Origin of the sequence: Microbacterium telephonicum, from assembly GCF_003651225.1 — a bacterium.
Lineage (GTDB): Bacteria > Actinomycetota > Actinomycetes > Actinomycetales > Microbacteriaceae > Microbacterium > Microbacterium telephonicum.
The window spans coordinates 67,385-91,754 of the sequence record NZ_RCDB01000003.1; the positions used below are offsets into that span (position 1 = coordinate 67,385).

22 protein-coding genes are annotated in these 24,370 nt (G+C 72.4%); 8 read left to right on the forward strand and 14 right to left on the reverse strand.

The window, feature by feature from the left end; translation table 11 throughout:
• Positions 1–66: 66 nt before the first annotated feature.
• Positions 67–1,386, forward strand: coding sequence for a DUF4032 domain-containing protein (locus C7474_RS09825; RefSeq protein ID WP_121060670.1), 1,320 nt, complete (start codon positions 67–69; stop codon positions 1,384–1,386).
• A gap of 33 nt (positions 1,387–1,419) precedes the next feature.
• Here the strand turns inward: C7474_RS09825 and C7474_RS09830 are convergent, their stop codons facing one another.
• The 5 genes from C7474_RS09830 to C7474_RS09850 are packed head-to-tail and all read right to left on the reverse strand — an operon-like array spanning position 1,420 to position 6,176.
• The gene (locus C7474_RS09830) at positions 1,420–2,058 is read right to left on the reverse strand and encodes an NAD(P)-dependent oxidoreductase (protein ID WP_121059552.1); all 639 of its coding nucleotides are present in this window, start codon (positions 2,056–2,058) and stop codon (positions 1,420–1,422) included.
• Between the two features lie 23 nt (positions 2,059–2,081).
• A complete protein-coding gene (gene rlmB, locus C7474_RS09835) occupies positions 2,082–3,068 on the reverse strand; it encodes a 23S rRNA (guanosine(2251)-2'-O)-methyltransferase RlmB (protein WP_121059554.1) in 987 nt (328 codons plus the stop codon).
• On the reverse strand, positions 3,061–4,470 hold the full coding sequence (gene cysS, locus C7474_RS09840; protein ID WP_121059556.1) for a cysteine--tRNA ligase: 1,410 nt from the start codon (positions 4,468–4,470) through the stop codon (positions 3,061–3,063). Before cysS ends, rlmB begins: the two co-directional genes overlap by 8 nt.
• Positions 4,471–4,498: 28 nt before the next feature.
• Entirely contained in the window at positions 4,499–5,671 is a 1,173-nt protein-coding gene (gene ispD, locus C7474_RS09845) for a 2-C-methyl-D-erythritol 4-phosphate cytidylyltransferase (protein WP_121059558.1), read from the reverse strand.
• A 22-nt stretch (positions 5,672–5,693) separates the two neighbouring features.
• Positions 5,694–6,176 carry a CarD family transcriptional regulator gene (locus tag C7474_RS09850; protein ID WP_121059560.1) on the reverse strand — a complete coding sequence of 161 codons (483 nt, stop codon included), beginning with the start codon at positions 6,174–6,176 and terminating at the stop codon, positions 5,694–5,696.
• Positions 6,177–6,319: 143 nt separating this feature from the next.
• On the opposite strand from C7474_RS09850, the gene C7474_RS09855 reads away from it, so the two are divergent.
• On the forward strand, positions 6,320–6,781 hold the full coding sequence (locus tag C7474_RS09855; protein ID WP_121059562.1) for a DNA modification methylase: 462 nt from the start codon (positions 6,320–6,322) through the stop codon (positions 6,779–6,781).
• Between the two features lie 62 nt (positions 6,782–6,843).
• Here the strand turns inward: C7474_RS09855 and C7474_RS09860 are convergent, their stop codons facing one another.
• Entirely contained in the window at positions 6,844–7,527 is a 684-nt protein-coding gene (locus tag C7474_RS09860; protein ID WP_121059564.1) for a response regulator transcription factor, read from the reverse strand.
• A complete protein-coding gene (locus C7474_RS09865; RefSeq protein ID WP_241965201.1) occupies positions 7,527–8,771 on the reverse strand; it encodes a sensor histidine kinase in 1,245 nt (414 codons plus the stop codon). Before C7474_RS09865 ends, C7474_RS09860 begins: the two co-directional genes overlap by 1 nt.
• Positions 8,772–8,933: 162 nt before the next feature.
• On the opposite strand from C7474_RS09865, the gene phoU reads away from it, so the two are divergent.
• A complete protein-coding gene (phoU, locus tag C7474_RS09870; RefSeq protein ID WP_121059566.1) occupies positions 8,934–9,623 on the forward strand; it encodes a phosphate signaling complex protein PhoU in 690 nt (229 codons plus the stop codon).
• Positions 9,624–9,690: 67 nt separating this feature from the next.
• On the opposite strand, the gene C7474_RS09875 is transcribed toward phoU, so the two are convergent.
• Positions 9,691–10,440, reverse strand: coding sequence for a phosphoglyceromutase (locus tag C7474_RS09875; RefSeq protein WP_121059568.1), 750 nt, complete (start codon positions 10,438–10,440; stop codon positions 9,691–9,693).
• 40 nt (positions 10,441–10,480) lie between these two features.
• Between C7474_RS09875 and C7474_RS09880 the strand changes: the two genes are divergently transcribed.
• A complete protein-coding gene (locus C7474_RS09880) occupies positions 10,481–11,314 on the forward strand; it encodes a class I SAM-dependent methyltransferase (protein ID WP_121059570.1) in 834 nt (277 codons plus the stop codon).
• A 46-nt stretch (positions 11,315–11,360) separates the two neighbouring features.
• Here C7474_RS09880 and C7474_RS09885 read toward each other — a convergent pair whose 3' ends face one another.
• The 4 genes from C7474_RS09885 to C7474_RS09900 form a co-directional block, all read right to left on the reverse strand.
• Positions 11,361–12,461 carry an FUSC family protein gene (locus C7474_RS09885; RefSeq protein ID WP_241965202.1) on the reverse strand — a complete coding sequence of 367 codons (1,101 nt, stop codon included), beginning with the start codon at positions 12,459–12,461 and terminating at the stop codon, positions 11,361–11,363.
• Positions 12,462–12,477: 16 nt separating this feature from the next.
• Positions 12,478–13,566, reverse strand: a complete 1,089-nt coding sequence (gene ygfZ, locus C7474_RS09890; RefSeq protein ID WP_121059572.1) for a CAF17-like 4Fe-4S cluster assembly/insertion protein YgfZ — start codon at positions 13,564–13,566, stop codon at positions 12,478–12,480.
• Entirely contained in the window at positions 13,566–14,171 is a 606-nt protein-coding gene (locus tag C7474_RS09895; protein ID WP_121059574.1) for a nitrobindin family protein, read from the reverse strand. Before C7474_RS09895 ends, ygfZ begins: the two co-directional genes overlap by 1 nt.
• 143 nt (positions 14,172–14,314) lie before the next feature.
• The gene (locus tag C7474_RS09900; RefSeq protein ID WP_121059576.1) at positions 14,315–14,611 is read right to left on the reverse strand and encodes a hypothetical protein; all 297 of its coding nucleotides are present in this window, start codon (positions 14,609–14,611) and stop codon (positions 14,315–14,317) included.
• Between the two features lie 126 nt (positions 14,612–14,737).
• On the opposite strand from C7474_RS09900, the gene C7474_RS09905 reads away from it, so the two are divergent.
• The 4 genes from C7474_RS09905 to C7474_RS09920 are packed head-to-tail and all read left to right on the forward strand — an operon-like array spanning position 14,738 to position 19,169.
• Positions 14,738–15,436: a response regulator transcription factor gene (locus C7474_RS09905; protein WP_121059578.1), complete on the forward strand. Its 699-nt coding sequence runs from the start codon at positions 14,738–14,740 to the stop codon at positions 15,434–15,436.
• 60 nt (positions 15,437–15,496) lie between these two features.
• Positions 15,497–17,665, forward strand: a complete 2,169-nt coding sequence (locus C7474_RS09910) for an RNA degradosome polyphosphate kinase (RefSeq protein ID WP_121059580.1) — start codon at positions 15,497–15,499, stop codon at positions 17,663–17,665.
• Complete coding sequence (locus tag C7474_RS09915; protein WP_121059582.1) at positions 17,662–18,600, forward strand: NUDIX hydrolase; 939 nt, start codon at positions 17,662–17,664, stop codon at positions 18,598–18,600. Before C7474_RS09910 ends, C7474_RS09915 begins: the two co-directional genes overlap by 4 nt.
• 5 nt (positions 18,601–18,605) lie before the next feature.
• Positions 18,606–19,169, forward strand: a complete 564-nt coding sequence (locus tag C7474_RS09920) for a 4'-phosphopantetheinyl transferase family protein (RefSeq protein ID WP_121059584.1) — start codon at positions 18,606–18,608, stop codon at positions 19,167–19,169.
• Here the strand turns inward: C7474_RS09920 and C7474_RS09925 are convergent.
• Together C7474_RS09925 and C7474_RS09930 are read right to left on the reverse strand one after the other, a co-directional pair.
• Positions 19,114–20,412, reverse strand: coding sequence for a M1 family metallopeptidase (locus tag C7474_RS09925; protein WP_121059586.1), 1,299 nt, complete (start codon positions 20,410–20,412; stop codon positions 19,114–19,116). The genes C7474_RS09920 and C7474_RS09925 overlap by 56 nt on opposite strands.
• Positions 20,412–24,368, reverse strand: a complete 3,957-nt coding sequence (locus tag C7474_RS09930; RefSeq protein ID WP_422385792.1) for a Pls/PosA family non-ribosomal peptide synthetase — start codon at positions 24,366–24,368, stop codon at positions 20,412–20,414. Before C7474_RS09930 ends, C7474_RS09925 begins: the two co-directional genes overlap by 1 nt.
• Positions 24,369–24,370: the final 2 nt, after the last annotated feature.

Genomic DNA, 24,370 nt, shown 5'->3' on the forward strand with positions numbered 1-24,370 from the left:
GGGATGTCATCGACGTCCCGCGCCGCGGCGCATTCCGGCATCCGTCATTCGAACGAGAGGAGCGACATGCCCTCGTCGCTGACCATCACCGCTTCCAGCATCGACGCCGGGCTGCTCTCCTTGCCCTGGTCGACGCCGCTGGCGGAGTGGCCGAACGAGGCGATCGTGTCGCTCCCGAAGGGCATCTCCCGCCACCTCGTGCGCTTCGCGAACCTCTCCGGCAAGACGATCGCCGTCAAGGAGACGACCTCGACGATGGCCCGCCGCGAGTACGAGATGCTGGGCCAGCTCGCCCGGCTCGACGTGCCGTGCGTCGAGCGCGTCGCCGTCATCGAGGGCCGCCGCACCGCGAAGGGCGAGGAACTCCCCGCCGCCCTCGTCACGGCGCACCTGCGCTTCTCGCTGCCGTACCGCGCCCTGTTCACCCAGAAGCTCAAGCCCCACACCGCGACGCGCCTGGTCGACGCCCTCGCCGTGCTGCTCGTGCGACTGCACAACATCGGCTTCTTCTGGGGCGACGTGTCGCTGTCGAACACGCTGTTCCGCCGCGACGCCGGCGCGTTCGCGGCCTACCTCGTGGACGCCGAGACCGGCGAACTGCACGACGGCGGCCTCACCCCCGGGCAGCGCGCGCACGACCTCGACATCGCCCGCGTCAACATCGCCGGCGAGATCATGGATCTGGAGGCGGGCGGCCGGCTCGAGGACTCCATGGATGCCGTCGCCATCGCCGACGGCATCGTCGAGTCCTACCACTCGCTGTGGGGCGCGCTGAAGGACGAGGAATCCTTCGCCGCCGACGAGGCCTGGCACATCACCGAACGCGTGCGACGCCTCAACGACCTCGGCTTCGACATCGGCGAGATGTCGATCAACGCGACCCCCGACGGCGCGCGCGTGTCGATCCAGCCGAAGGTCGTGGATGCCGGGCACCACCAGCGTCGCCTGCTGCGCCTGACCGGACTCGACGTCGAGGAGAACCAGGCACGCCGTCTGCTCAACGACATGGACCAGTTCAGCGCGCGCGTCTCACGCCTGGGCTCGGACGAGGAGATGGTCGCCCACGAGTGGCTGACCCGCGTGTTCGAGCCGGTCGTGAAGGCGATCCCGTTCGATCTGCGCGCCAAGCTCGAGCCCGCCGAGGTGTTCCACCAGCTCCTCGAGCACCGCTGGTACGCCTCGCAGGCACGCGGCCGCTCGGTGCCGATCGCGGAGGCGCTGTCGAGCTATGTCGACGACGTCCTGCGCCACCGCCGGGACGAGGCGACGGTCATGGGACCGCCCACCGACACCACCGCGATCGACGTCGTCGGCGACATCGACGAGGACGACCTGCCGGAGCCGTCGGCGCGGACGGCGGCGCTGAACTGGCGCGACCTCGTCTGAGCGGCGGCGTGTGGGCTCAGGGCCTCGCCCGGGTCAGTAGCCGACGGTGAAGCGCCCGCGCACGTGCCGGGGCTGCTCGATCTCGTCGACCACGGCGATCGCGAAGTCCTCGCCCGAGATGAACGACTCGCCCGCGGCATCCGTCACGAGCACGTCGCCGCCGTCGCGGTACGCGCCGGTGCGCTCGCCCGGGTTGTAGGCGCCGAATCCGCCGGCCGGGTGGATGAAGAACCAGTCGCGGTCCGACACCTCGGCCTGCAGGTCCTCGAGCACGCCGATCATCTCGAGCGCCTCGGTCTTGAACTCATCGGGGAAGCCGGAATCGACCAGCCGCGGGCCGCCCGGGGCGACGAGGCTGCCGCCGGCGCCGCCGATGACCCCGAGCCGCACGTCTTCGGGCAGGGTCGCCGCGAGCGCCGCGAGGTTCGGACGCACGAGGCCTTCCATGTCGCCGCGCGGGGCGACGGCCGAGACGACGACATCCACCCCGACGAGCTCCGCCAGCAGCGACGGCACGTCGGCCAGCGACCCCTCGATGTACAGGGCGCCCTGCTGGCGCTCGGACGGGATGCGCCGCGCGACCGACAGCACGGTGTGACCGCGCGAGACGGCCTCGGCGACGATGTGGCGTCCGGCGTAGCCGGATCCTCCGATGACGGCGATGCGGGCCATGGTGTCCTCTCGGTTCGGCGGCCTCAGCGCTGCGCGCGCAGCGTGGCGACCTGGTACAGCGCGACCGATGCCGCGATGCCGGCGTTGAGCGACTCGGTGGCCGCGGAGATGGGGATCGAGACGATCTGGTCGCAGGTCTCGGTCACGAGGCGCGACAGGCCTTTGCCCTCCGAACCCACGACGACCACGATCGGGCGGTCGGCGAGGTCGAGCGCGGGCAGCGAGATGTCGCCGCCGCCGTCGAGACCGAGCACGAAGACGCCCTGCTTCTTGAACTCCTTGAGCGTGGTCGTCAGGTTCGGTGCGATGACGACGGGCAGGCGCGCCGCGGCGCCCGCGCTCGTCTTCCAGGCGGCGGAGTTGACCCCCGCCGACCGGCGCTGCGGGATGATGATGCCCTGTCCGCCGAAGGCAGCCGTGGAGCGGATGATGGCACCGAGGTTGCGCGGATCGGTGACGCCGTCGAGGGCGACCAGCAGCGGCGCCTGGCCGCGCTCGATGATCTGCTCGAGCAGGTCCTGCGGGTGCCCGTACTCGTACGGCGGCACCTTGAGGGCGACGCCCTGGTGCACGCCGTCGAACCCGGCCATGCGGTCGAGTTCCTGCCGCGTCACCTCGAGCACGGGGATGCCGCGGTGCGTTGCGATGGACAGCATCTCCTTGACGCGGTCGTCCATCTCCACGCGCTGGGCGATGTAGAACGCCGTCGCCGGGATCTTCGCGCGCAGCGCCTCGAGCACCGAGTTGCGGCCGGTCACCGTCTCGGTGTCGTCGCCCGCCTTCGCCTTCGGCGCACGGTTGCCGCCGCCCGACGAGGAACGCGGCTTGCCGCCGGCGGCGATGAACCGCTCCTGGGCGGCCTTGCGCTTGCCCGCCGGGTGCCAGGCACGATCCTCCGCCTTGGGGGTCGGTCCACGACCCTCCAGCGAACGCCTGTTCTTGCCGCCGGAGCCCTTCGTGGGGCCCTTCTTCTTGCCGCGTCCGGCGGACGGGTTTCCTGGCTTAGCCACGGTTCACACTCCAATGGGTCCCGTCGGGACCGTCTTCGAGGGCGATGCCGGCCGCCGCGATCGCGTCGCGGATGCGGTCGGCCGCCGCCCAGTCCTTCTGTGCGCGCGCGTCGGCGCGCTGGGTGATCATGGTGCGCACGAGGGCGTCGAGAGCGACGGCCTCGGCGCCGCCTCCCGTCGCCCAGCGTGCGTCGAGGGGGTTGATGCCGAGCACCGAGGTCATGACCGAGACGTCGCCCAGTCGCGCCCGCACGGCGTCGAGGTCTCCGGCGTCGAGCGCCGCGTTGCCGGCGCGCACCGTCTCGTGCAGCACGGCGAGGGCCTGCGGGACGCCGAGGTCGTCGTCCATGGCCGCGGCGAACGCGTCGGGCACGCCGTAGGCGACCCACGTGACCTCGCCGCCTCCCCCGCCGAGCGCGCGGACGGCGCGCTCCAGGAAGGTGCGGATGCGCTCGAGCGCCGCCGCCGCCTCGTCGAAGGAGGACGCGGTGATGTCCAGGCTCGAACGGTAGTGCGCCGCGCCGAGGGCGTAGCGCACGACGAGCGCCGGATGCTGCGCGAGCACGTCGGCGGCGAGGAGGAAGTTGCCGAGCGACTTCGACATCTTCTGGTCGCCGACCGTGACGAGGCCGTTGTGCACCCAGTAGCGCGCGAAGGCGTCGCCGGCCGCCGTCGACTGCGCGAGCTCGTTCTCGTGGTGCGGGAAGCGCAGGTCGAGACCGCCGCCGTGGATGTCGAACTCGGGGCCCAGGTAGCGGCGGCTCATCGCGGAGCACTCGATGTGCCAGCCGGGGCGCCCACGCCCCCACGGCGACTCCCAGACGGCATCCGCCGGCTCGCCCTCCTTGGCACCCTTCCACAGCGCGAAGTCGCGGGGGTCGTTCTTGCCGCGCGGGTCGGCGTCGGCTGCGGGCTCCATGGCGTCGAGCGACTGGTGCGTGAGGGAGCCGTAGCCGGGCCACGAGCGCACGTCGAAGTACACGTCGCCGGCGGCCGCGTAGGCGTGGCCGGCGTCGATGAGCCGGGCGATGAGCTCCTGCATCTGCGGGATCGACGCCGTCGCGCGCGGCTCGTACGTCGGCGGCAGGATGCCGACGGCGGCATACGCCGCGGAGAACTCCTGCTCCATGCGATAGGCGAGGGCCCACCACGGCTCGTCTTCGGACGCGTTCGCGAGCACCTTGTCGTCGATGTCGGTGACGTTGCGCACGAACGTGACGCGGCCGAAGCGATACTGCAGCCAGCGGCGCAGCAGGTCGAACCCGAGAGCGGCCCGGACGTGGCCGATGTGGGGGCCGGACTGCACGGTCGGCCCGCAGACGTAGACGGTGACGTTCGCGGGGTCGCCGGGCACGAAGTCGCGGAGCGACTGCGCCTGGGTGTCGTAGAGCCGGATCGTCACCCGACAAGCCTACCGGCGGCGCCGCACCTCACGCGGGGAGCACGACGGCGACCGCGAACGCCTGCACGCCGTCGCCGCGTCCGGTGAAGCCGAGACCGTCGGTGGTCGTGGCCGCGACGCTCACCGGTGCGCCGAGCGCCGCCGTCAGCACCGCTTCGGCCTCGGCGCGCCGCGGCGCGAAGCGCGGACGACGGGCCTGCACCTGCACCGACACGTTGCCGACCCGCCACCCCGCCTGGGTGAGGAGGTCGCGGGTGCGCGCGAGGAAGACGGGAGCGTGGGCACCGGCGAACTCCGGTCGGTCCACGCCGAAGTGCGTGCCGATGTCGCCGAGTCCCGCCGCCGACAGCACGGCGTCGACGATCGCGTGTGCGACCGCGTCGCCGTCGGAATGCCCCGACAGGGCGGGCTCGCCCGGCCACGGCAGCCCGGCGAGCCAGAGGTCGCCGTCCCCGCCGAACGCATGCACATCGGTGCCGATCCCCACGCGCGGAGCGATGACGCGCGGGGCGAGCAGCGAACGGGCACGGTCGAGGTCGGCGGCCGTCGTGATCTTGAACGCGAGCGCATCACCGGGCACGGTCGTCACGGCGCGACCGGCCGCCTGCACGAGCGCGGCGTCGTCGGTGAACTCCCCCGTCGCGGCGGCGTACGCCTGCGCGAGCACCGTCCGACGGAAGCCCTGGGGGGTCTGCGCGGCCGTCAGCGTCGCCCGGTCGACGGCCTCCACGACGCGGTCTCCGTCGACCCGCTTGAGCGTGTCGACGACCGGCATCACCGGCAGCGCCGCATCCGCTCCGCCGTCGAGGGCGGCGACGACGCGGGCGAACACGTCGGGCGGGGTCAGGGCGCGCGCGGCGTCGTGCACGAGCACGAGCTCGACGTCGCCCCAGACGGCCGCGAGACCGGCGGCGACGGACGCCTGGCGGGTCTCACCTCCCGCGACGACCGTGACGAGGTCGCGCCGGTCCCCCGCGGCGTCGTGCGCCTGCGTGAGCGCGTCGCCGACGCGGTCGGCGGGGGCGACGACGACCACCTGCGCCGCCGGCGCCCGGAAGACGCCGTCCAGCGCGTGCCGCAGGATGCTGCCGCCGTCGATGCCGACGAACGCCTTCGGAGCTCCGACACCCAGGCGGGTACCGGAACCGGCGGCGACGACGATGACCGCGACGCGCGGGACGGGCAGGATCGGAGCGCTCACGTCAGCGAGCGTACCGGCCGGGTCAGGAGGCGAGGACCTCGTCGAGGACGCCGGACGCCTTCTCCTCGTCGGTCTTCAGCGCGAGGGCGATCTCGGAGACGAGGATCTGCCGGGCCTTGGCCAGCATCCGCTTCTCGCCCGCCGACAGCCCGCGGTCCTGATCCCGGCGCCACAGGTCGCGCACGACCTCGCTGACCTTGATCACGTCACCCGAGGCGAGCTTCTCGAGGTTCGCCTTGTACCGGCGCGACCAGTTCGTGGGCTCCTCGGTGAACGGCGCGCGCAACACGTCGAAGACGCGCTCGAGGCCGTCCTTGCCGATCACGTCGCGAACCCCGACGAGGTCGACGTTGTCCGCCGGAACCTCGATGATCAGGTCGCCCTGCGTGACGTTGAGCTTCAGATACTTCTTCGTCTCGCCCTTGATGATCCGGTCTTTGACCTCGATGATCGTCGCGGCGCCGTGGTGCGGATAGACGACGGTCTCGCCAACCTCAAAAAGCATGCAGTTATGTCCTTTCGGCAACCTCAAGGATACCACAGCGGTCATACGCTAGGGTGTGCGGCCCCAGGACACGCACCGACCTTCAGTCGGCCTGCAGTGACCCTAGAATGGGGAGCGTCACGCACCGTCACCCTGGAGGATCCGTGAAAACGCGTCTGATCGCGCCCCTGGCCCTCGGCCTCGCCCTCACCTTCGGAGTCGCCGGCTGCAGCATGGTCTCGCCGCAGGCGACGACGATCGCCTACTCCCCCTCCGACGGCGTGAACGTCGCCGACTCCGGACCCCTCATCGTGCGCAACGCCCTCGTCATCGCCGACGAGGACGGCGAGCAGGGCAACTTCCTCGCCGCGATCATCAACGACACCGACGACGCCGCGACGCTGCACATCGGCGTGGGCGCCGACCACCAGACGGTGCGCGTGCCGGCCCGCACGACGGTGAGCCTCGGTGTGGACGGCGTCGACCCCCTCCTGTTCGAGGGCCTGGACAGCAAGCCCGGCACCGACGTGGAGATCTCATTCCAGTCCGGTGACGGCGAGGGCGTCGCCACCGCGATCCCCGTGCTGGACGGCACGCTGCCGCAGTACGCGGAGTTCGTCCCGTAAGACGCATGACGAAGGGGGCCGGGAATCATCCCGGCCCCTTCGTCATGTCCGCGCGTCGGCGCTCAGCCTTCGAAGCGGTAGCCGAGCCCCCGCACCGTGAGGAGCATCGCGGGCTCCCCCGGGTTGGCCTCGATACGCGAGCGGATGCGCTTGATGTGCACGTCGAGCGTCTTCGTGTCGCCGAAGTAGTCGCTGCCCCACACGCGGTCGATGAGCTGCCCGCGCGTGAGAACGCGGCCCGAGTTGCGCATGAGCACCTCGAGCAGCTCGAATTCCTTCAGCGGCATGGCGATCTCCGAGCCGCCGACCTCGACGGTGTGGCGGTCGAGGTCGATGCGCACCCGCCCGCCCTCGAGCACACGCTCCTCGACCTCGACGTCCTCGGTCTCGGAGCGGCGCAGCACCGCCCGCATCCGCGCGAGCAGCTCACGGGAGGAGTAGGGCTTGGTGACGTAGTCGTCGGCGCCGAGCTCGAGCCCGACGACGATGTCGACTTCGGAGTCCTTCGCCGTCAGCATGATGATCGGCACCTTGGAGGTCGTGCGCACGACGCGGCAGACCTCGGTGCCCGGCATGCCGGGCAGCATCAGGTCGAGCAGGATGATGTCGGCGCCGCGCGCGGCGAACGCGTCGAGCGCGGCCGGGCCGTCCTCGGCGATCTCCGGATCGAACCCCTCGCGGCGGAGCAGGTAGGCGAGCGGGTCGGCGAGATCGGGCTCGTCCTCGACGATCAGGACGCGGGTCATCAGGGTGCTCCTTCGGCTGGCGAAGGCTCCGCGGGCGCCAGCGCGCCGGCGAGCTTCTTCTTGGACTGCTTGGTCTTCTCGGGCTTCTTGCGCTTCTTGCGCTTCTTCTTCACGTCGTCGAGCCCTTCGGGGCCTTCGACGGCGGGCAGGCGCACGGTGAAGGTGGATCCGCGCCCGGGGCGCGACCACAGCACGACCTCGCCGCCGTGGCGCTGCACGGCGTACTTCACGATCGACAGGCCGAGCCCGGTTCCCCCGGTGCGGCGCGAGCGGGCCTGGTCGGCGCGGTAGAAGCGCTCGAAGACGCGGTGCTGCTCGGCCTCCGGGATGCCGATGCCGCGGTCAGTGACGGCGATGTCGACGACGTTGTCCTCAACCTTCACCCCGACGCCCACCTGCGCGCCGGCGGGAGAGTACGAGACGGCGTTGGCGACGAGGTTCGACAGCGCCTCTGTGAGCACCTGCACGTCGCCGCGCACGTAGGAGCCGCGGCTGCCGCCGCGGACGATCTCGATGCCGGCGGACTCCGCCGCGAGCGCCTGGGACTCGATCGCCGCCGCGACGACCTCGTCGACCGAGACGTCGCGCAGGTCGGTGAGGTCGTCGGCGGCCTGCAGCCGCGAGAGGTTCATGATGCGCGAGGTGAGCTGCGCGAGCCGCGTCGCCTCGGCGCCGAGCCGCGCGGCGAAGTGGCGCACCTGGTCGGGGTCGTCGGCGGCCGAGGCCACCGCCTCGGCGAGCAGGCTCACCGCGCCCACCGGCGTCTTCAGCTCGTGGCTGGTGTTGGCCACGAAGTCGCGTCGCATCTCCTCGACACGCTCCGCCTCGGTGATGTCCCGGATGACGACGAGGGTCAGCCTCGGGGTGATGACGCTCGCCCGCGCCGTCACCAGACGCGGCTCGATGCCGCGCCGCAGGCGCAGGTTCGACGCCTCGGTGCGGTCCACGCGCCGGGCCTCCCGCACGAGGTGACGCAGATGGTCGTCGGGCAGCACGCCGCCCTCCTGCATCCCGAACAGGGCGGCCGGCGCGGACGCCGCGACGATAGACAGCGAGTTGTCGACGACGACGGCGACCTCGTCCATGCCCTGCAGCACCGCCTGTGCGCCCTCGGGGACGGTCGTCGAGCTCTGCACGCGGGCATCCCGGCGCGCGGCGATCGCGAAGACGACGAGGGCGGCCACCGCGGCACCGAGGATCATGCCGACGGCGAGGATGGCGAGCGCCAGAAGCGTCCCGTTCACCCCTCCAGCGTAGAGTGCTCATCGGGCACTCCCCCGCCGATTCGGCCCGTGGCACGGCCGCCCGAGCAGTGTTCACGCCGACGGCACCAACCGTTAACCTTCGCGGGGGAGGATCGCCCGCGGCGCCGTCCGCGCCGCCCTTCCGCCAATGAGAGGTTTCCGATGCGCGAAGTGTTCCACCAGTCTCTCGAGGACGTGCAGGCGCGCCTCGTCGAGATCGCCGAACTCGTCACCGTCGCCATGGAGGGCGCGACCCGCGCCTTCGGCACGAGCGACGTGGCCCTCGCCGAGGAGATCATCGAGGCCGACGCCGTCATCGACACCAAGGCCGCCGAGATCGACGAGCTCGCGATCCAGATCCTCGCCCGCCAGCAGCCCGTCGCCCGGGACCTGCGCATCGTCGTGGCCGCCCTCCGGGTGAGCGCATCGCTGGAGCGCATGGGCGACATCGCCGAGCACATCGCGCAGTTCACGCGCATGCGCTTCCCCGAGCGCGCCATCCCGAAGGGCTTGAAGAGCACCTTCACGAAGATGGGCGAGCTCGATGTCGAGGCGGCGCGCAAGCTCACCGAGCTGCTGCGCACCGAGGACCTGTCCCTCGTCGAGGAGCTGCGCGCCCTCGAGGAGCAGCTCGACGACCTGCACATCTCGGTCTTCGAGAAGGTGCTCAGCGAGAACTGGCAGGGCGAGGCCGCCGCGACGGTCGACGCGACCCTCGCCAGCCGCTACCTCGAGCGCTTCGCCGACCACGCCGTCTCGGTCGCCAAGAAGGTCGCCTACCTCGCCACCGGCGAATGGTCGACCGCCACCGACGAGATCCCCGTGATCACGCCGGCGATCACGCGCGACTGAACCACCCGCGCACACGCGGAAGCGCCCCGGCCCGTGAGGGACCGGGGCGCTTCTGCATGCCGTGCGCTTACTTCTTGCCCTGCGCCGCGACCGCGGCGGCGCCGGCGGCGGCGGCTTCGGGGTCGAGGTACTCGCCGGGGCCGAGCGGGGTGAAGTCCTCGCCCAGCTTGTAGACGAGCGGGATGCCGGTCGGGATGTTGAGCTCGGCGATGTCGGCGTCGCTGATGCCGTCGAGGTGCTTGACGAGACCGCGCAGCGAGTTGCCGTGCGCCGTGACGAGGACGGTCTTGCCGGCCGCGAGGTCGGGCTTGATGTCGGACTCCCAGTAGGGCAGCATCCGGTCGATGACGATCTTCAGCGACTCGGTGTCGGGCACCTCGCCGTCGATCCCGACATAGCGCGGGTCGCCCTGCTGGCTGTACTCGTCGTCGGCCGGCAGCGGGGGCGGCGGCACATCGAACGAACGGCGCCACAGCATGAACTGCTCGTTGCCGAACTCCTCGAGCGTCTGTGCCTTGTCCTTGCCCTGCAGAGCGCCGTAGTGGCGCTCGTTGAGCCGCCACGAGCGCTTGACGGGGATCCACAGGCGGTCGGCCGAATCGAGCGCGATGTTCGCGGTCTGGATGGCACGGCTGAGCACCGAGGTGTGCAGCACGTCCGGCAGGATCCCGGACTCCTTGAGGAGCTCGCCGCCGCGGGCGGCCTCGGCCTTGCCCTGGTCGGTGAGGCGGACGTCCACCCATCCGGTGAACTGGTTGGTCTTGTTCCACTCGCTCTGCCCGTGGCGGAGGAGGATGAGCGTGTACGGCGCAGTCATGCTCGCCAGCCTAGCGGGGCGGCCCTGCCATCATGGAGGGATGGCGCCGGACAAACCCCGCGCGCGGGCGATCGGTCAGATCACGCGCGGCACGACCGGGACCAACCGGCTGCGACGGGTCGACCGGTGGATCGCTCGGCACCCCGTGCTGCGGCGCGCGGACGACCCGTTCGTCGTCGATCTCGGCTACGGCGCGAGCGGTGTGACCGCGCTCGAACTGGAGGCGCGCCTGCGCCCGGTCCGCCCCGACGTCGATGTGCTCGGACTCGAGATCGACCCGCAGCGCGTCACCCACGCCCGCGCGCAATTGGCGCAGGTGCACGCCGGAGCGACCGACTTCTCCCCCGATGCGCGCGTCGCCTTCGCCCGCGGCGGCTTCGAGGTGCCGGCCCCCGGCGGCCGACGGCCCGCTGTCGTCCGGGCGTTCAACGTGCTGCGCCAGTACGACGAAGGCGACGTCGCCGGAGCCTGGGAACTCATGTGCGCACGGCTGCAGCCGGACGGCATCCTCGTCGAGGGCACGTGCGACGAGCTGGGTCGTGTCTCGACCTGGATCGAGGTGGGCGCGGACGCCGTGCCGCGCACCCTGTCGATCTCGCTGCGTCTCACGGATCTCGAGACGCCGTCGATCGCGGCCGAGCGCCTGCCGAAGGCGCTCATCCACCGCAACGTGCCGGGTGAGGGCGTGCACGCGCTGCTCGCCGCGCTGGATGCGGAGTGGACACGGGCCGTCGCCGCGTCCGCGTTCGGCCCGCAGCAGCGCTGGCAGGCCGCGCTGGGCGCGCTGTCGGATGCGGGCTGGCCGATCCGCTCGCGCGGCCGCTGGCGGCTCGGTGAGCTCACCGTGCCGTGGGAGCGCGTCGCTCCGCGCTGACACCCCGTGGGCACCGACACCCCGCGGGTGCCGACGCGCCCCGGGATCACACGCGCGGAAGCGCCCCGCGGGCGTCGACCGGGCTCATCCCGGTGGCCGTCAGCAGGTCGACGGCGAGAGGTCGCATCGCGGCCACGACGTTCTGGTCGGTGTGCGAGGCGCCCGGGAGCAGCGCGACCGGGTCGAGGCGGCGGGCGACGGCGAGCAACGCTTCACGGGCGGCCGGCTGCAGCGAGATGTCGTCCAACGACCCTGCGACGAGCGCCGCCCCGCGCTGCAGGTCGCCGAGCACCGCGGCGGCGACCGGCCGAGCCTGCCCGTCGTCGACGACGTAGACGACGCGACGCGCGACGACGCGCAGGTTGCGGGTCGCGAGGTCCATCGCCGCCAGGATCGTGCCGTGCCGCGCGAGCTCCGAGCGGTCGCGGAACAGGAACGGCGAGATGCGCGCGATCTCCTGTCCGGCATCCAGGCTCGCCCGCCACGCATCGACACGCGCCGTCGTCGCCCGGGCCTTCTCGAGACCGCGGGCGGCGCGCAGCGGGTCGCCGCGCCGCAGACCCTGGGCGAGCGTGCCGGCGGCCGCGTCGAACGCCGCGAACAGCTCCCGCCCGTCGCGCGAGACGACGCTGCGCGCCGAACGCGGGATCAGGGCCGTGACCAGCAGCGCCGCGACCGCGCCGACGAGCGCGTCGGCGAGCCGGGCGAACGGTTCGTTTCCGGGGATGACGATGACGATGCCGGACTGGATCGCCGCCGCGATCGCGAACCCGTTCTGCGCGGAAAGGAATCGCGCGACGCCGAGGGTGAGCGCGAGGGCGAGGCCGAGCTGCCACCACCCCGTGCCGAACGCGAACCGCAGCACCTCGGCGACGAGCACGCCGAACACCATGCCCGCGACGGTCTCGGCGATCAGCCGCGGACGCGCGTCGCGCACGAGACCGAGGCTGGAGATCGTGACGGTCGTGGTCAGCAGCGGCGCGGGGTGTCCGAGCACCGTCACCGAGAAGGCGTACGCGGCCGTCGCGGCGACCACGATCTGCGTGATCGGCGCCCACGACTCGCGCAGTCGCCGCGCGCCCCGCCGCACATCGACGCGGCGCGGAGGCGTCGGCACCGAGGAGGTGATCGGGGCGTCCTCGGTCACCGGGATCGCTCCGTGCTCATGCCGAGGCGCGGCGTCCGAGGCGCGGGAGCCGCGGCACGTTCGCGGTGGCGCCGGCGTCGGCGGGGACGATCGCCTGCGCCGTCGCACTGACCGCGCCGTCGCCGGTGACGACCTGCAGCGCCGCGTCGGCCGGCACCCCGCGCCGCACCAGCGCGAGCGCGATCGGACCGTCCTCGTAGTGCCGCGCCGCGGAGGTGACGGTGCCGACGGCGTTCTCCCCCGCGCGCACCTCGTCGCCGGGCGCCGGCAGCAGCGCGTCGCTGCCGTCGAGGTGCAGCAGCACGAGGCGCCGCGGCGGGTGCCCCAGGTTGTGCACCTTCGCGACAGTCTCCTGGCCGCGGTAGCACCCCTTCGCGAGATGCACGGCCGTGCGCATCCAGTCGACCTCGTGCGGCAGCGTGCGCCCGTCGGCCTCGGTGACCGCACGCGGACGCCACGCCGCGACCCGCAGCGCCTCGGCGGCGAGGGTCCCGGCGAGCGGGCGCTCGGCGGCACGGGCGGCGAGGGTAGCGAGGGTCTCCGCCGGGACGACGACCTCGCTCCAGTCGCGCCCGACGGCGGCGTGCGTCTCCGCGGCGGCGTAGCCCCATCCTCCCGCGCTGACGCCCGGCCACGGGTCGGTCCACAGGGCGAGGGCGGGCAGGTCGGCGACGGCGGCTGCGGTGCCGCCGACGACGGCGTGGGTGGCGCCGGCATCCTGCGGGTCGACGCGCAGGCGGAAGCGCATGCGCGTGAGCCAGGCGAGCAGGCCCGCCGCGGCGGCGCGGTCGACGATCAGCCAGGTGCGCTCACCGTCGTCGACGACGGATGCCGCGTACTCGACGTGGCCGTGCGGGTCGAGCACGAGCAGCTCGGTGCTCTCCCCCGGCGCGAGGGCGGCGAGCGCCTGCGACGTCAGCGAATCGAGCCAGGTGAGCCGGTCGGCACCGTCGACAGTGAGCACGGTGCGGTCGCCGAGCGGCGCCACCGCGCGGCCTTCGGCGAGGAGTCGCTGCTCGCGAAGGGGAGCACCCAGATGCGTCAGGGCACCGTCGTCGAGCACGGCGCCCGCGACGTCGGCGAACACGGCCTGCGCGTCGCCCATCACTGCTCCCGGGCGAGTCGGGCCGAGGCGTGCGAGGAGAGCTCACCGCCGACGGCGGCGATGTCCCACGCCCACAGCAGGTGGGCGTCGACGAGCCCGTAGAGCCGGGTCGCCGCACCGTACTCCTTCGCGCCGGCCGGGCGCACGACGGCGTCGGTGGCGATGTCGATGCGCGGACCCTTCACCTGGCCGAGGTACAGCTCGCTGATGCCGTCGGAGTGGACGATCGAGACCTCGATCTCGAATCCGCCCTCGGCGGTGCGCAGGGTCTCGACGTCGTCGGCCGTGCGCGGCGCCGAGCGGGTGGCGCGGGCCGGCAGCAGTCCGGGTCCGGCATCCTCGTCGCCGGCGGGGCGCGCGAGACGCCAGTAGCCGATCTCCGACACGAGCGGCGTGCGGGTGTCGTCGTCGCCGACGATCCACGCCGACGCCGAGTAGTTGAGGTGGTCGCCGCCGTCGTGGCTGAAGCTCACCCGATGGGCGAACTCGCCGGTGTAGTGGTGGTCGCCGGTGTCGTAGTCGATGACGCCGGTGCCCTCCCACACCCCGAGCAGCCACGACAGCGGAACGAGGTCCGCCGGCAGGTCGGTGGGGAGGTCGATCACGAGGTCAGCGCTGACCGCGGTAGAGGTTCTTGAGCACGACGCCCGACACGAAGACGATGGCGAGCGAGGCGAGCCCGAGCAGCCCCACGAAGAACAGTTCGAGTGCGACGAGGTCCATGCGCCCAGTCTATGCCGACGGTGACTCAGACGGCTGCGCCGACCAGGGTCGCCAGGCCCAGCCCCGCACCGATGAGACCCATCACCACGAGCGCGCCCAGCACGCTCGCCGCCATGCGCGGCACGAAGCCCTGCGAGCGTCCGGTGGCGAGGTTGAGGGCGAACGCCACGATGAAGGCGAGCCCCATCGCCACCGCCATCCACTCGGCGCGTGCCTCGGTGGGCGCGAGCGCGCCGACGACGACGGCGAGGACGGCGGCGACGACCCACGTCGCGATCACGGCGCCGTAGGTGCGGCGCGGGGCGAGTTCGGGCAGGGTCACGCCTCCATTGTGACCCACCGACCGCGCGACGTGCATGCGGGTGGATGAGCCGGGCGTCGGAGGAGGCCCCCGTCGTGGTCCTAAGATGGGGGCACGTCTCCGGCGTATCCACCGGGAGGATCCCCCTTGGCACAGCTCCTCGTCTTGAGTTCCGCGCACGGCGGTGGTGCCGTGCTGCCCGCGCTCGAGCTGCTGAGCCACCGCGTGCGGCAGATCCCGGCCGAACCCGCCCAGCTCGTCAACGCGCCCAGCGCCGACGTCATCTTCGTCGACGCGCGCATCGACCTGGTCGGCGCCAAGTCGCTGTGCAAGATCCTCAACACGACCGGGCTCGACGCGCCGCTCGTGCTCGTGGTCACCGAGGGCGGCCTCACTGCCGTATCGACCGACTGGGGCGTGGACGACGTCATCCTCGTCACCGCCGGCCCCGCCGAGGTCGACGCCCGCATCCGGCTCGCGATCGGACGGATGACGAAAGACCCGGTCTCCTCCCGCATCCAGACCTCCGGCATCTCGATCGACGAGTCCTCCTATTCGGCGAAGGTGCACGGCAAGCCGCTGGATCTCACGTACAAGGAGTTCCAGCTGCTGCACTTCTTCGCGACCCACCCCTCGCGGGTGTTCACGCGCGAGCAGCTGCTGAGCGAGGTGTGGGGCTACGACTACTTCGGCGGCACCCGCACCGTCGACGTGCACGTGCGGCGCCTGCGGGCCAAGCTCGGCGACCTCGAGCAGCTCATCGGCACGGTGCGCAACGTCGGCTACCGGTTCAACGTCTACGACGACGACCAGGTGAGCGCCTCCCGCGGACGTGGCGAGGCCTGACCCGCGCCCAGGTCGCCCGCCGTTCACGACCCCGTCATCTGTCCCTGCCATGATGAAGGGATGATCGACACCGAGGTTCTCGACTCCGGACTGGGCGACGCCGACGACGACGACTTCGACGGGGTCGTCGAGGTCTTCGACTCGCAGCTGCCCGAACACCGCTACACCGACCGCGAGCTGAGCTGGCTGGCGTTCAACCAGCGCGTGCTCGAACTGGCCGAGGACGCGTCCCTGCCGGTGCTGGAGCGGGCCAACTTCCTGGCGATCTTCGCGAGCAACCTCGACGAGTTCTTCATGGTGCGCGTCGCGGGCCTCAAGCGCCGCATCGTCACCGGCCTGGCCGTGCCGACGAACGTCGGGACCGCACCGCAGGACGTGCTCGCCGACATCTCGGCCGCCGCCCACGCCCTGCAGACGCGTCACGCGCTGGCGTGGCGCGAGCAGGTGCGCCCCGCGATGGCCGAGGCCGGCATCGAGGTGCTCCACTGGGACGACCTCGACGCCGACGACCGGGCGCGGATGTACGACTATTTCCAGGCGCAGGTCTTCCCCGTGCTCATGCCACTGGCCGTCGACCCCGCCCACCCGTTCCCCTACATCTCGGGCCTGTCGCTGAACCTCGCCGTGCGCATCCGCAACGCGAAGACCGGACGGCAGGAGTTCGCGCGATTGAAGGTGCCGCCGATGCTCCCCCGCTTCGTCGAGGTCCCCTCCGAGCGCGGCGCCGCACGGTACCTCCCCCTCGAGGACCTCATCTCCCAGAACCTCGGCGACCTGTTCCCCGGCATGGAGATCCTCGAGCACCACAGCTTCCGGCTCACGCGCAACGAGGACGTCGTCATCGAGGAGGACGAGACCGAGAACCTCATCCAGGCGCTCGAGGCCGAACTGCTGCGGCGCCGCTTCGGCCCGCCGATCCGCCTCGAGGTCACCGAGAAGATGGACGAGGTGACCCTCGAGCTGCTCATCAGCGAGCTCGACATCACCGAGCAGGAGGTCTACCGCCTCCCCGGCCCGCTCGATCTGCGGGGCCTGTTCGACCTCACCCGCATCGACCGTCCGGAACTGCACTACGCGCCGCACGTGCCCAAGACCGCGCCGGCGTTCCAGCCGGCCGAGCAGAACGGCCGCGCCGACCTGTTCGCCGCGATCCGCAAGGGCGACGTGCTCGTGCACCACCCCTACGAATCGTTCACGACGAGCGTCGTCGCCTTCCTCGAGCAGGCGGCCCGCGACCCGCACGTGCTCGCGATCAAGCAGACGCTGTACCGCACCTCCGGAGACAGTCCGATCGTCGAGGCCCTCATCGACGCTGCGCAGAACGGCAAGCAGGTGCTGGCGCTCGTCGAGGTGAAGGCGCGCTTCGACGAGGCCGCGAACATCGTCTGGGCGCGCAAGCTCGAGAAGGCCGGTGTGCACGTCGTGTACGGCCTCGTGGGCCTGAAGACCCATTGCAAGCTGCTCCACGTCATCCGCGAGGAGGACGGGATGCTGCGCAGCTACAGCCACATCGGCACCGGCAACTACAACCCGAAGACGAGCCGCCTGTACGAGGACTTCGGCCTGTTCACCTGCAACGAGCAGGTCGGTCGCGACCTCACGCGTCTGTTCAACGAGCTCAGCGGGTACGCGATCGAGAAGAAGTTCAAGCGGCTCCTCGTCGCCCCGCTGCACCTGCGCAAGGGTCTGCTGCGGCACATCGACCACGAGCGGCGCAACGCGCAGGACGGCAAGAAGGCGCACATCCGCATCAAGGTCAACTCGATGGTCGACGAGCAGATCATCGACGCGCTCTACCGGGCGAGCCAAGCGGGCGTGAAGGTCGACGTGTGGGTGCGCGGCATCTGCTCGCTGCGCACCGATCTGCCCGGCGTCAGCGACAACATCACGGTGCGCTCGATCCTCGGACGCTACCTCGAGCACTCCCGCATCTTCGCGTTCGCGAACGACGGCGACCCGCAGGTGTACATCGGCAGCGCCGACATGATGCACCGCAACCTCGACCGCCGCGTCGAGGCCCTCGTGCGCGTCGTGGAGCCGGCGCAGATCGCCGAGCTCACCGACCTGTTCGACGTCGCGATGGCCGACATCACCAGCTCGTGGCACCTCGGCGGCGAGGGCACATGGACCCGTCACGCCGTGGGCGAGGACGGGAAGGCACTCGTCGACCTGCAGGACAAGACGATGGCGCAGGTGCAGCGCCGACGGCGCTCGCGGGCGGTGCGATGAGCGACACCGCCGTCTACGCGGCGGGCGGCGTCGTGTGGCGCCGGGTGGAAGGCCGCCTCATGGTGCTGCTCATCCACCGCACGGCCTACGTCGACGTCACCCTGCCCAAAGGCAAGGTCGACCCGGGCGAGATGCTCGCCGAGACGGCCGTGCGCGAGATCTTCGAGGAGACCGGCATCCGCGTCGCCCTCGGCGTCCCGGTCGGCGTCTCGCGGTACCGGATGCCGAACAAGCGGCAGAAGATCGTGCACTACTGGGCGGCCGAGGCGACAGACGACGCCATCCGCGGCTCGGCGTTCGTGCCGAACAAGGAGATCGCCGGCCTCGAATGGGTCAGCGCACGCAAGGCGCTGTCGCGCCTGAGCTACCCCGTCGACGTCGAGATCCTGCAGAACTTCCTGAAGCTCGTCGGCGACGGTGTGCTCTCCACGTTCCCGATCGTGGTGCTGCGCCACGCGAAGGCACTCTCCCGCGACGCCTGGAAGGGCTCGGACGGGATGCGCCCGCTCACCGACCGCGGCGTGCGGCAGGCGGCGGCGCTCGTCGGTCCGCTGCGGGCGTTCGGCGTGCGCAAGGTCGTCTCCAGCGACGCGGTGCGCTGCGTCGCGACCGTCACCCCGCTCGCCGCCGCCCTCGGCAAGCGCATCACCCGCGAGCCCGGGCTCAGCCAGGTCGCGTGGGAGGAGGGCGCGGGCGAGGTGCGCGCGGTGGTCGGCAAGCGGGTGCGCTCCGGCAAACCGGCGGTGCTCTGCAGTCACGGACCGGTGCTCCCCGACATCCTCACCGAGCTCGCCCTCGCGACGGGAACGATGCGCGGCTCGTACCTCGGAAGCGCGTCGGCGCTCGAGGTGGGCGCGTTCTCGGTCGTGCACCTGTCGGCATCCAACCCCGGGTCGGGCATCGTGATGATCGAGACGCACGAGCCCAAGGTCTGACGGCGGTGGACCGCGCGGCGCTGCGGCTGGCGTGGGCGGCAGCGCCCGACCGCGGCAGGCGCCGCGAGGTGTCGCGGCGGATGCTGCACGGGCTGCTGGCCGAGGTCGGCGCCGAGGACGCCGTGATCGTGCAGCGCTGCGATCGATGCGGTGCCCGCACGCACGGTCCGCTGCGCTTGTCCGATGCGCCGTGGCTCGTCTCGACGAGCTATGCGGGACCGCTCGCCGTCGTCGCCCTCCTCCCCCGGGCGGCAGGCGTCGACGCGCTCGGTCTGGATGCCGAGCCCCGCATCGACGCGGTGCGCGACGCCGCGGGACTGCGCGGCGTCGTCGCTGGCGGGCTCGCGCAGTGGGTGCGCGTGGAGGCGACGCTCAAAGCCGACGGGCGCGGGGTCGCCGTGCCCCCGCACGCGGTGGAGATCACCACGGAGGCGGGCGGCTGGACGGCGCGCGTGCCCGGGGTCGGCGAGCGCTTCCACGGTTGGGAGCCGGACGGCCCGCCGGGCGTGCTCGTCAGCGTCGCGGTGCGGGAAGCGGCGGGAGCGTCGTCTCGTCGAGCCACGGGGTGAGCACGGCATCCGCGCCGTCGCCGGCGATCTGCGAGACGCATGCCCGGAACTCGTCGGTCGTCGCGAGGGCGTGCCGGCGGGACGCCGCCCAGGTGCGCAGGATCTCGCCGAACGTCTCGTCCCCGACGGCGCAGCGCAGCGCGTACAGCGCGAGGGCACCGCGTTTGTAGACGCGGTCGTCGAACATCAGGTCGGGGCCGGGATCGGCGACGACGAGGTCGGCGGGGAGCGCCCGCAGCCGGGTGTGGTGGCGCGCCGCCTTCTGCGCGACGCTCGGACCGCCGGAGCGCTCCGACCACAGCCACTCCGCGAAGCACGCGAAGCCTTCGTTGAGCCAGATGTCCTGCCAGCGGCCGACGCCGACGCTGTTGCCGAACCACTGGTGGGCGAGCTCGTGCGCGATGAGGCGCTGCGAGTCGGGGTCGAGGTGGTTCGCACCGAAGACCGCCATCCCCTGCGCTTCGAGCGGGATCTCGAGCTCGTCGGGGGTGACCACGAGTGCGCAGTCCTCCTGCGGGTACGGCCCGAACGACTGCTCGAACAGCGCCATCATCTCGGGGACGCGCGCGAACCCGGCCTCCACCTCGGCGCGGAGTGCTGCCGGCGCGAACACGCGCACGCGAGGGTCGCCCGGCAGCGTCGACGCCCGATAGCGGCCGACGTGCACCGCGGCGAGGTAGGTCGCGACGGGGACGAGAGATTCGGCGACGACCGTGGTGCGGCCGCGGGCGGTCGCGGCGGAGACCGGCCGACCCGTCGGCACGGCGGTGTACTCGGACTCGGTGGTCACGCTGAGGCGCATCGCGGCGCGGTCGTCGGGACGGTCGTTGCAGGGGAACCACGTCGGCGCCCCGGTGGGCTGGGAGGCGACGAGCACGCCGTCCTCCAGCTCCTCCCACCCGATCGTGCCCCAGCGCGAGCGTCGGGGTGCCGGCGCCCCGGCGTAGGAGACGTCGATCGAGAACCTCTCCCCCGCCGCGATCGGCCGGGTCGGGGTGACGCGGAGCTTGCGCGGTCCCTGCCGGAAGGCGGTGCGCCGCTCGCCGTCGACGCGCACCTTCGTGGCCCGCAGCCCCACGAGGTCGAGGCTCAGCGCCGTGAGGTCGGTCGCGGCGGTGGCGTTGATGATCGCCCGCCCCTCGAGCCGGTTGGTGCGCACGGTGTAGTCGAGGGTGAGGTCGTAGCTGTCGACGTCGAAGGACGTGTCGCCGCTCTCGGGGGCGTACCGGTCGTGCCTCGCCATCAGTCGGTCGACTGGTAGGCGCGCACGGTGACGGCACGCCAGGGGCCGATCGGGTTGCCGCTCCACCGCGAGCCCACGGGGACCGATTCGCCGCGCATGACGAGCGAGGCGGGTCCTACGGTGGCGTCGGCGCCGATCGCGGCGGCGGGGAGGATGACACTGTGCGGGCCGAGCGTGGCGCCGGCTTCCAGTTCGACGGTGTCCATGCTCATGATTCGATCATGGAACAGGTGGGTCTGCACGACGCACCCGCGGTTGACCGTCGATCCGTCGCCCAGCGTGACGAGGTCGGGCTCGGGCAGCCAGTACGAGTCGCACCACACTCCCCGGCCGATCCGCGCCCCGAGCGAGCGCAGCCACACGGCCAGGGCCGGTGTGCCGGCCGCCGCGCGGGCGAACCACGGCGCCGCGAGCATCTCGGTGAAGGTGTCGGACACCTCCGTGCGCCACACGAAACTCGACCACAGCGGCTGCTCGCCGGCACGGATGGGGCCGACGATGAGCCACTTGGCCGCTGTGGAGACGGCGGCAGCGCCCGCGCCGGCGGCGAGGATCACGACGCCCGAGAGGACCACGGCCCAGCCGAGGCCGAGCGCGGCCTCGAGCGCGGCGAGCGCGAACAGCACGCACACACCCAGTGCGCACGTGACGAACACCGGGACGATCCGGCACAGCTCCCAGAGCGCGCGGGCCAGTCGCAGATGGGCGGCGGGGCGGTAGGTGCGCTCCTGGTCGCCCTCGGCGGTGATGCGGCGCAGGCGCACGGCCGGCGACCCGAGCCACGACGAGCCGGCCTTCGCCTTGGCCGGTGCCGACGACAGCACGGCGACCAGGCCGTTCTTCGGGACGCGGTGGCCCGGCGCCGCCATGCCGGAGTTGCCGAGGAACGCCCGCTTGCCGATGCGCACCTCACCCAGACGCAGCCAGCCGCGGTGCAGTTCGTAGGAGCCGACCATCGTGTCGTCGGCGAGGAAGGCGCCGTCTTCGATGCGCGTCAGCGACGGCACGAGCAGCACCGTCGAGGCCTCGACGTCGCGCCCGACCTGCGCTCCCAGCATCCGCAGCCAGACCGGGGTGAACAGGCTGGAGTAGAGCGGGAAGAGAAGGGTGCGCGCGGAGTCGAGCAGACGCTCGGTGGTCCACGCCTGCCAGCCGACACGGCTGCGCACCGGATGCACGCCCTCGTCGAGGCGGATCGACAGCAGCCGCACCGAGATCACGACGGCGCCGGCGAACACGACTCCCGCCACGAGCACGCCCGGGACGAGCCAGGCGAGCGCTCCCCCGAGCGCCTGCGTGAGCGTGTCGGCACCGCGGATCCCCTGAGCGACGACGAGTCCGCCGGCGGCGAAGGCGACCAGCGGCAGCAGCGCGAGCCCGACGGCCGACGCGGCATACGCCCACAGCCAACGATGCGGGGCGGGCGCGCGGTCCTGCGGCCACTGGCCCGACACGCCGCCGACGCGCACGGCGGGAGATCCCGCCCACGTCTGGTCGGCGCGGACGCGGCCGAAGACCGCCGAACCGGGCGCGATCTCGGCGCGGCGGCCGATGCGGGCACCGGGGGCGAGGGTGCTGCGCGCGCCCACCGACGCGTCGGCGCCGATGCGGATGCCGCCGATGCGCACGACGTCGCCGTCGATCCAGTATCCGGTGAGGTCGACCTCCGGCTCGACGGCCGCGCCGTCGCCGATCTCCAGCATCCCGGTGATGGGCGGGAGCGCGTGCAGGTCGACGCCGCGTCCGATCTTCGCGCCGAGCGCGCGGGCGTAGTAACTGACCCACGGGGCGCCGGCGAGGCCCACCGCGTCGACCTGGTCGGCGATCTGCTCGGCGAGCCACAGCCGCACGTGCACCCATCCCCCGCGCGGGTAGTCTCCCGGCCGCAGCCCCACCAGCAGGATGCGTGCGGCGACGACCGCGATCGCCATGCGTCCGAACGGGGTCGCGAACACGAGCAGGCCCAGCAGCAGCCCCCACAGCGGAACCTGCGGCAGCACCTCGAACCCGGGCACGGTGTGCAGGATCGCCGACGCGGTCAGCAGGTAGAGCATCCAGCGGATGCCGGTGAGCACGAACAACGGCGCGGCCAGCAGCGACTGCAGCCACTGCATCCGTCGCGGCGTGGGCGCGGGGCTGCGGTAGGCGGACGGGGTCTCGTCGCTCAGCGCGGTGCCGAGCGCTTTGGCCATGGCCCCCAGCCGCGGCACGTCGTAGATGTCGGCGACCGAGAACTCCGGCACGCGCGCGCGGATGCGCGAGACGAGCTGGGCCGCCGCGAGCGACCCGCCGCCGAGGTCGAAGAAGTCGGCCTTGCGGCCCGTGACGGGAAGTCCCAGCACCGCCTGCCACTGCTCGGCGAGCCACGCCTCCCCCGGGGTGAAGTCGGTCGCGGCGAGCTCGACGCCCGGCAGCGGCCAGGGCAGGGCGGCGCGGTCGACCTTGCCCGACGTGCGCACCGGCAGGTCGTCGACGACGGCCAGCAGCGGCACCATGGGCGCCGGGAGGCGGGCGGCGAGGTCGGCGCGCGCGGCGGCGCGGTCGAAATCGGCCGGGGCTGCGAGGTAGCCCACCAGCACCGGCACGCCCGCCTCGGTGGTGCGCACGGCCGCGGCGGCCCCGGTCACGCCGGGAAGGTCCTGCAGGGCGGATTCGACCTCACCCAACTCGATGCGGCGTCCGCCGACCTTGACCTGGTCGTCGGCGCGCCCCTGGAAGATGAGACCCTCGGCCTCGAAGCGCACGAGGTCGCCGGAGCGGTAGGCGCGCTCCCAGCCGAGGCTCGGCATCCCCGCGTACTTCTCGGCGTCCTTCGCCGGATCGAGATAGCGCGCGAGACCCACGCCGCCGATGATGAGCTCGCCGATGCCGCCGGCCTCGACGCGCGCTCCGTCGGCGTCGACGACGGCGAGCGCCCAGCCGTCCAGCGGCAGGCCGATGCGCACCGGGCCGTCGCCGCCGAGCGGCGCGGCGCAGGCGACGACGGTGGCCTCGGTCGGCCCGTACGTGTTCCAGACCTCGCGGCCCTCCGCGGTCAGCCGCGCGGCGAGCTCGGGCGGACATGCCTCGCCGCCGAAGATGAGCAGCCGGACGTTCTCGATCGCATCGCCCGGCCACATCGCGGCGAGGGTCGGCACGGTCGAGACCACCGTGATGCCCTGGCGCAGCAGCCACGGCGCGAGATCTTCACCCGAGCGCACGAGCGAGCGCGGCGCCGGCACGAGGCATGCCCCGTGGCGCCACGCGAGCCACATCTCCTCGCAGGAGGCGTCGAACGCGACCGACAGCCCCGCGAGCACCCGGTCGCCCGGGCCGATCGGGGCGTCCTGCAGGAACAGCCGCGCCTCCGCGTCGACGAACGCGGCGGCCGAGCGATGGCTCACGGCGACGCCCTTGGGCACACCCGTCGACCCGGAGGTGAAGATCACCCACGCGTCGTCGTCGGGTGTGGGCTGCGGCACGGCCCGGATCGCCTCCGTCGTGGGCTGCGGGGCGCCCCCGTCGAACAGCGCCGCCGGCGCCGCATCCGCGTGGTCGCCGGTCGGGCGGAACACGCCCGACCCCTCGATGACGCCGGCCACCGCCGCCTCGCCGAAGACCAGCCGTGCCCGCTCCTCGGGATCGTCGGCGTCGACCGGCACGTAGGCGGCCCCGGCCGCGATGGCACCCAGGATGCCGATGTACAGCTCCTTCGAGCCCGACGGCATGCGGATGCCGACCCGGTCGCCGCGGCGGACGCCGGCGGTCTGCAGCATCGCCGCCGTGCGGCCCACCCGCCGCATCAGCTCGACGTAGCTCAGTGCGCCGGAGCCGTCGTCGAGGGCGGACTCCTGCGGATGCCGCGCCGCGGTGTCCCGCAGGATGTCCAGGAGCGTGCGCTCGGCGGGTGCGAGCGACGACCGGTCGAGCACCTGCTGGACGCCCTCGGACGCGGCGGGGGCGACGATCTCGGCCACGG

Excerpts from the sequence above, each read along its gene's own strand:
- C7474_RS09850 (WP_121059560.1), bottom strand. The coding sequence starts at position 6,176 with ATGCTTTTTGAGGTTGGCGAGACCGTCGTCTATCCGCACCACGGCGCC.
- C7474_RS09875 (WP_121059568.1), bottom strand. The coding sequence starts at position 10,440 with ATGACTGCGCCGTACACGCTCATCCTCCTCCGCCACGGGCAGAGCGAG.
- C7474_RS09830 (WP_121059552.1), bottom strand. The coding sequence starts at position 2,058 with ATGGCCCGCATCGCCGTCATCGGAGGATCCGGCTACGCCGGACGCCAC.
- phoU (WP_121059566.1), top strand. The coding sequence starts at position 8,934 with ATGCGCGAAGTGTTCCACCAGTCTCTCGAGGACGTGCAGGCGCGCCTC.
- C7474_RS09880 (WP_121059570.1), top strand. The coding sequence starts at position 10,481 with ATGGCGCCGGACAAACCCCGCGCGCGGGCGATCGGTCAGATCACGCGC.
- C7474_RS09910 (WP_121059580.1), top strand. The coding sequence starts at position 15,497 with ATGATCGACACCGAGGTTCTCGACTCCGGACTGGGCGACGCCGACGAC.
- C7474_RS09860 (WP_121059564.1), bottom strand. The coding sequence starts at position 7,527 with ATGACCCGCGTCCTGATCGTCGAGGACGAGCCCGATCTCGCCGACCCG.
- C7474_RS09915 (WP_121059582.1), top strand. The coding sequence starts at position 17,662 with ATGAGCGACACCGCCGTCTACGCGGCGGGCGGCGTCGTGTGGCGCCGG.
- ygfZ (WP_121059572.1), bottom strand. The coding sequence starts at position 13,566 with ATGGGCGACGCGCAGGCCGTGTTCGCCGACGTCGCGGGCGCCGTGCTC.
- C7474_RS09825 (WP_121060670.1), top strand. The coding sequence starts at position 67 with ATGCCCTCGTCGCTGACCATCACCGCTTCCAGCATCGACGCCGGGCTG.
- C7474_RS09925 (WP_121059586.1), bottom strand. The coding sequence starts at position 20,412 with ATGGCGAGGCACGACCGGTACGCCCCCGAGAGCGGCGACACGTCCTTC.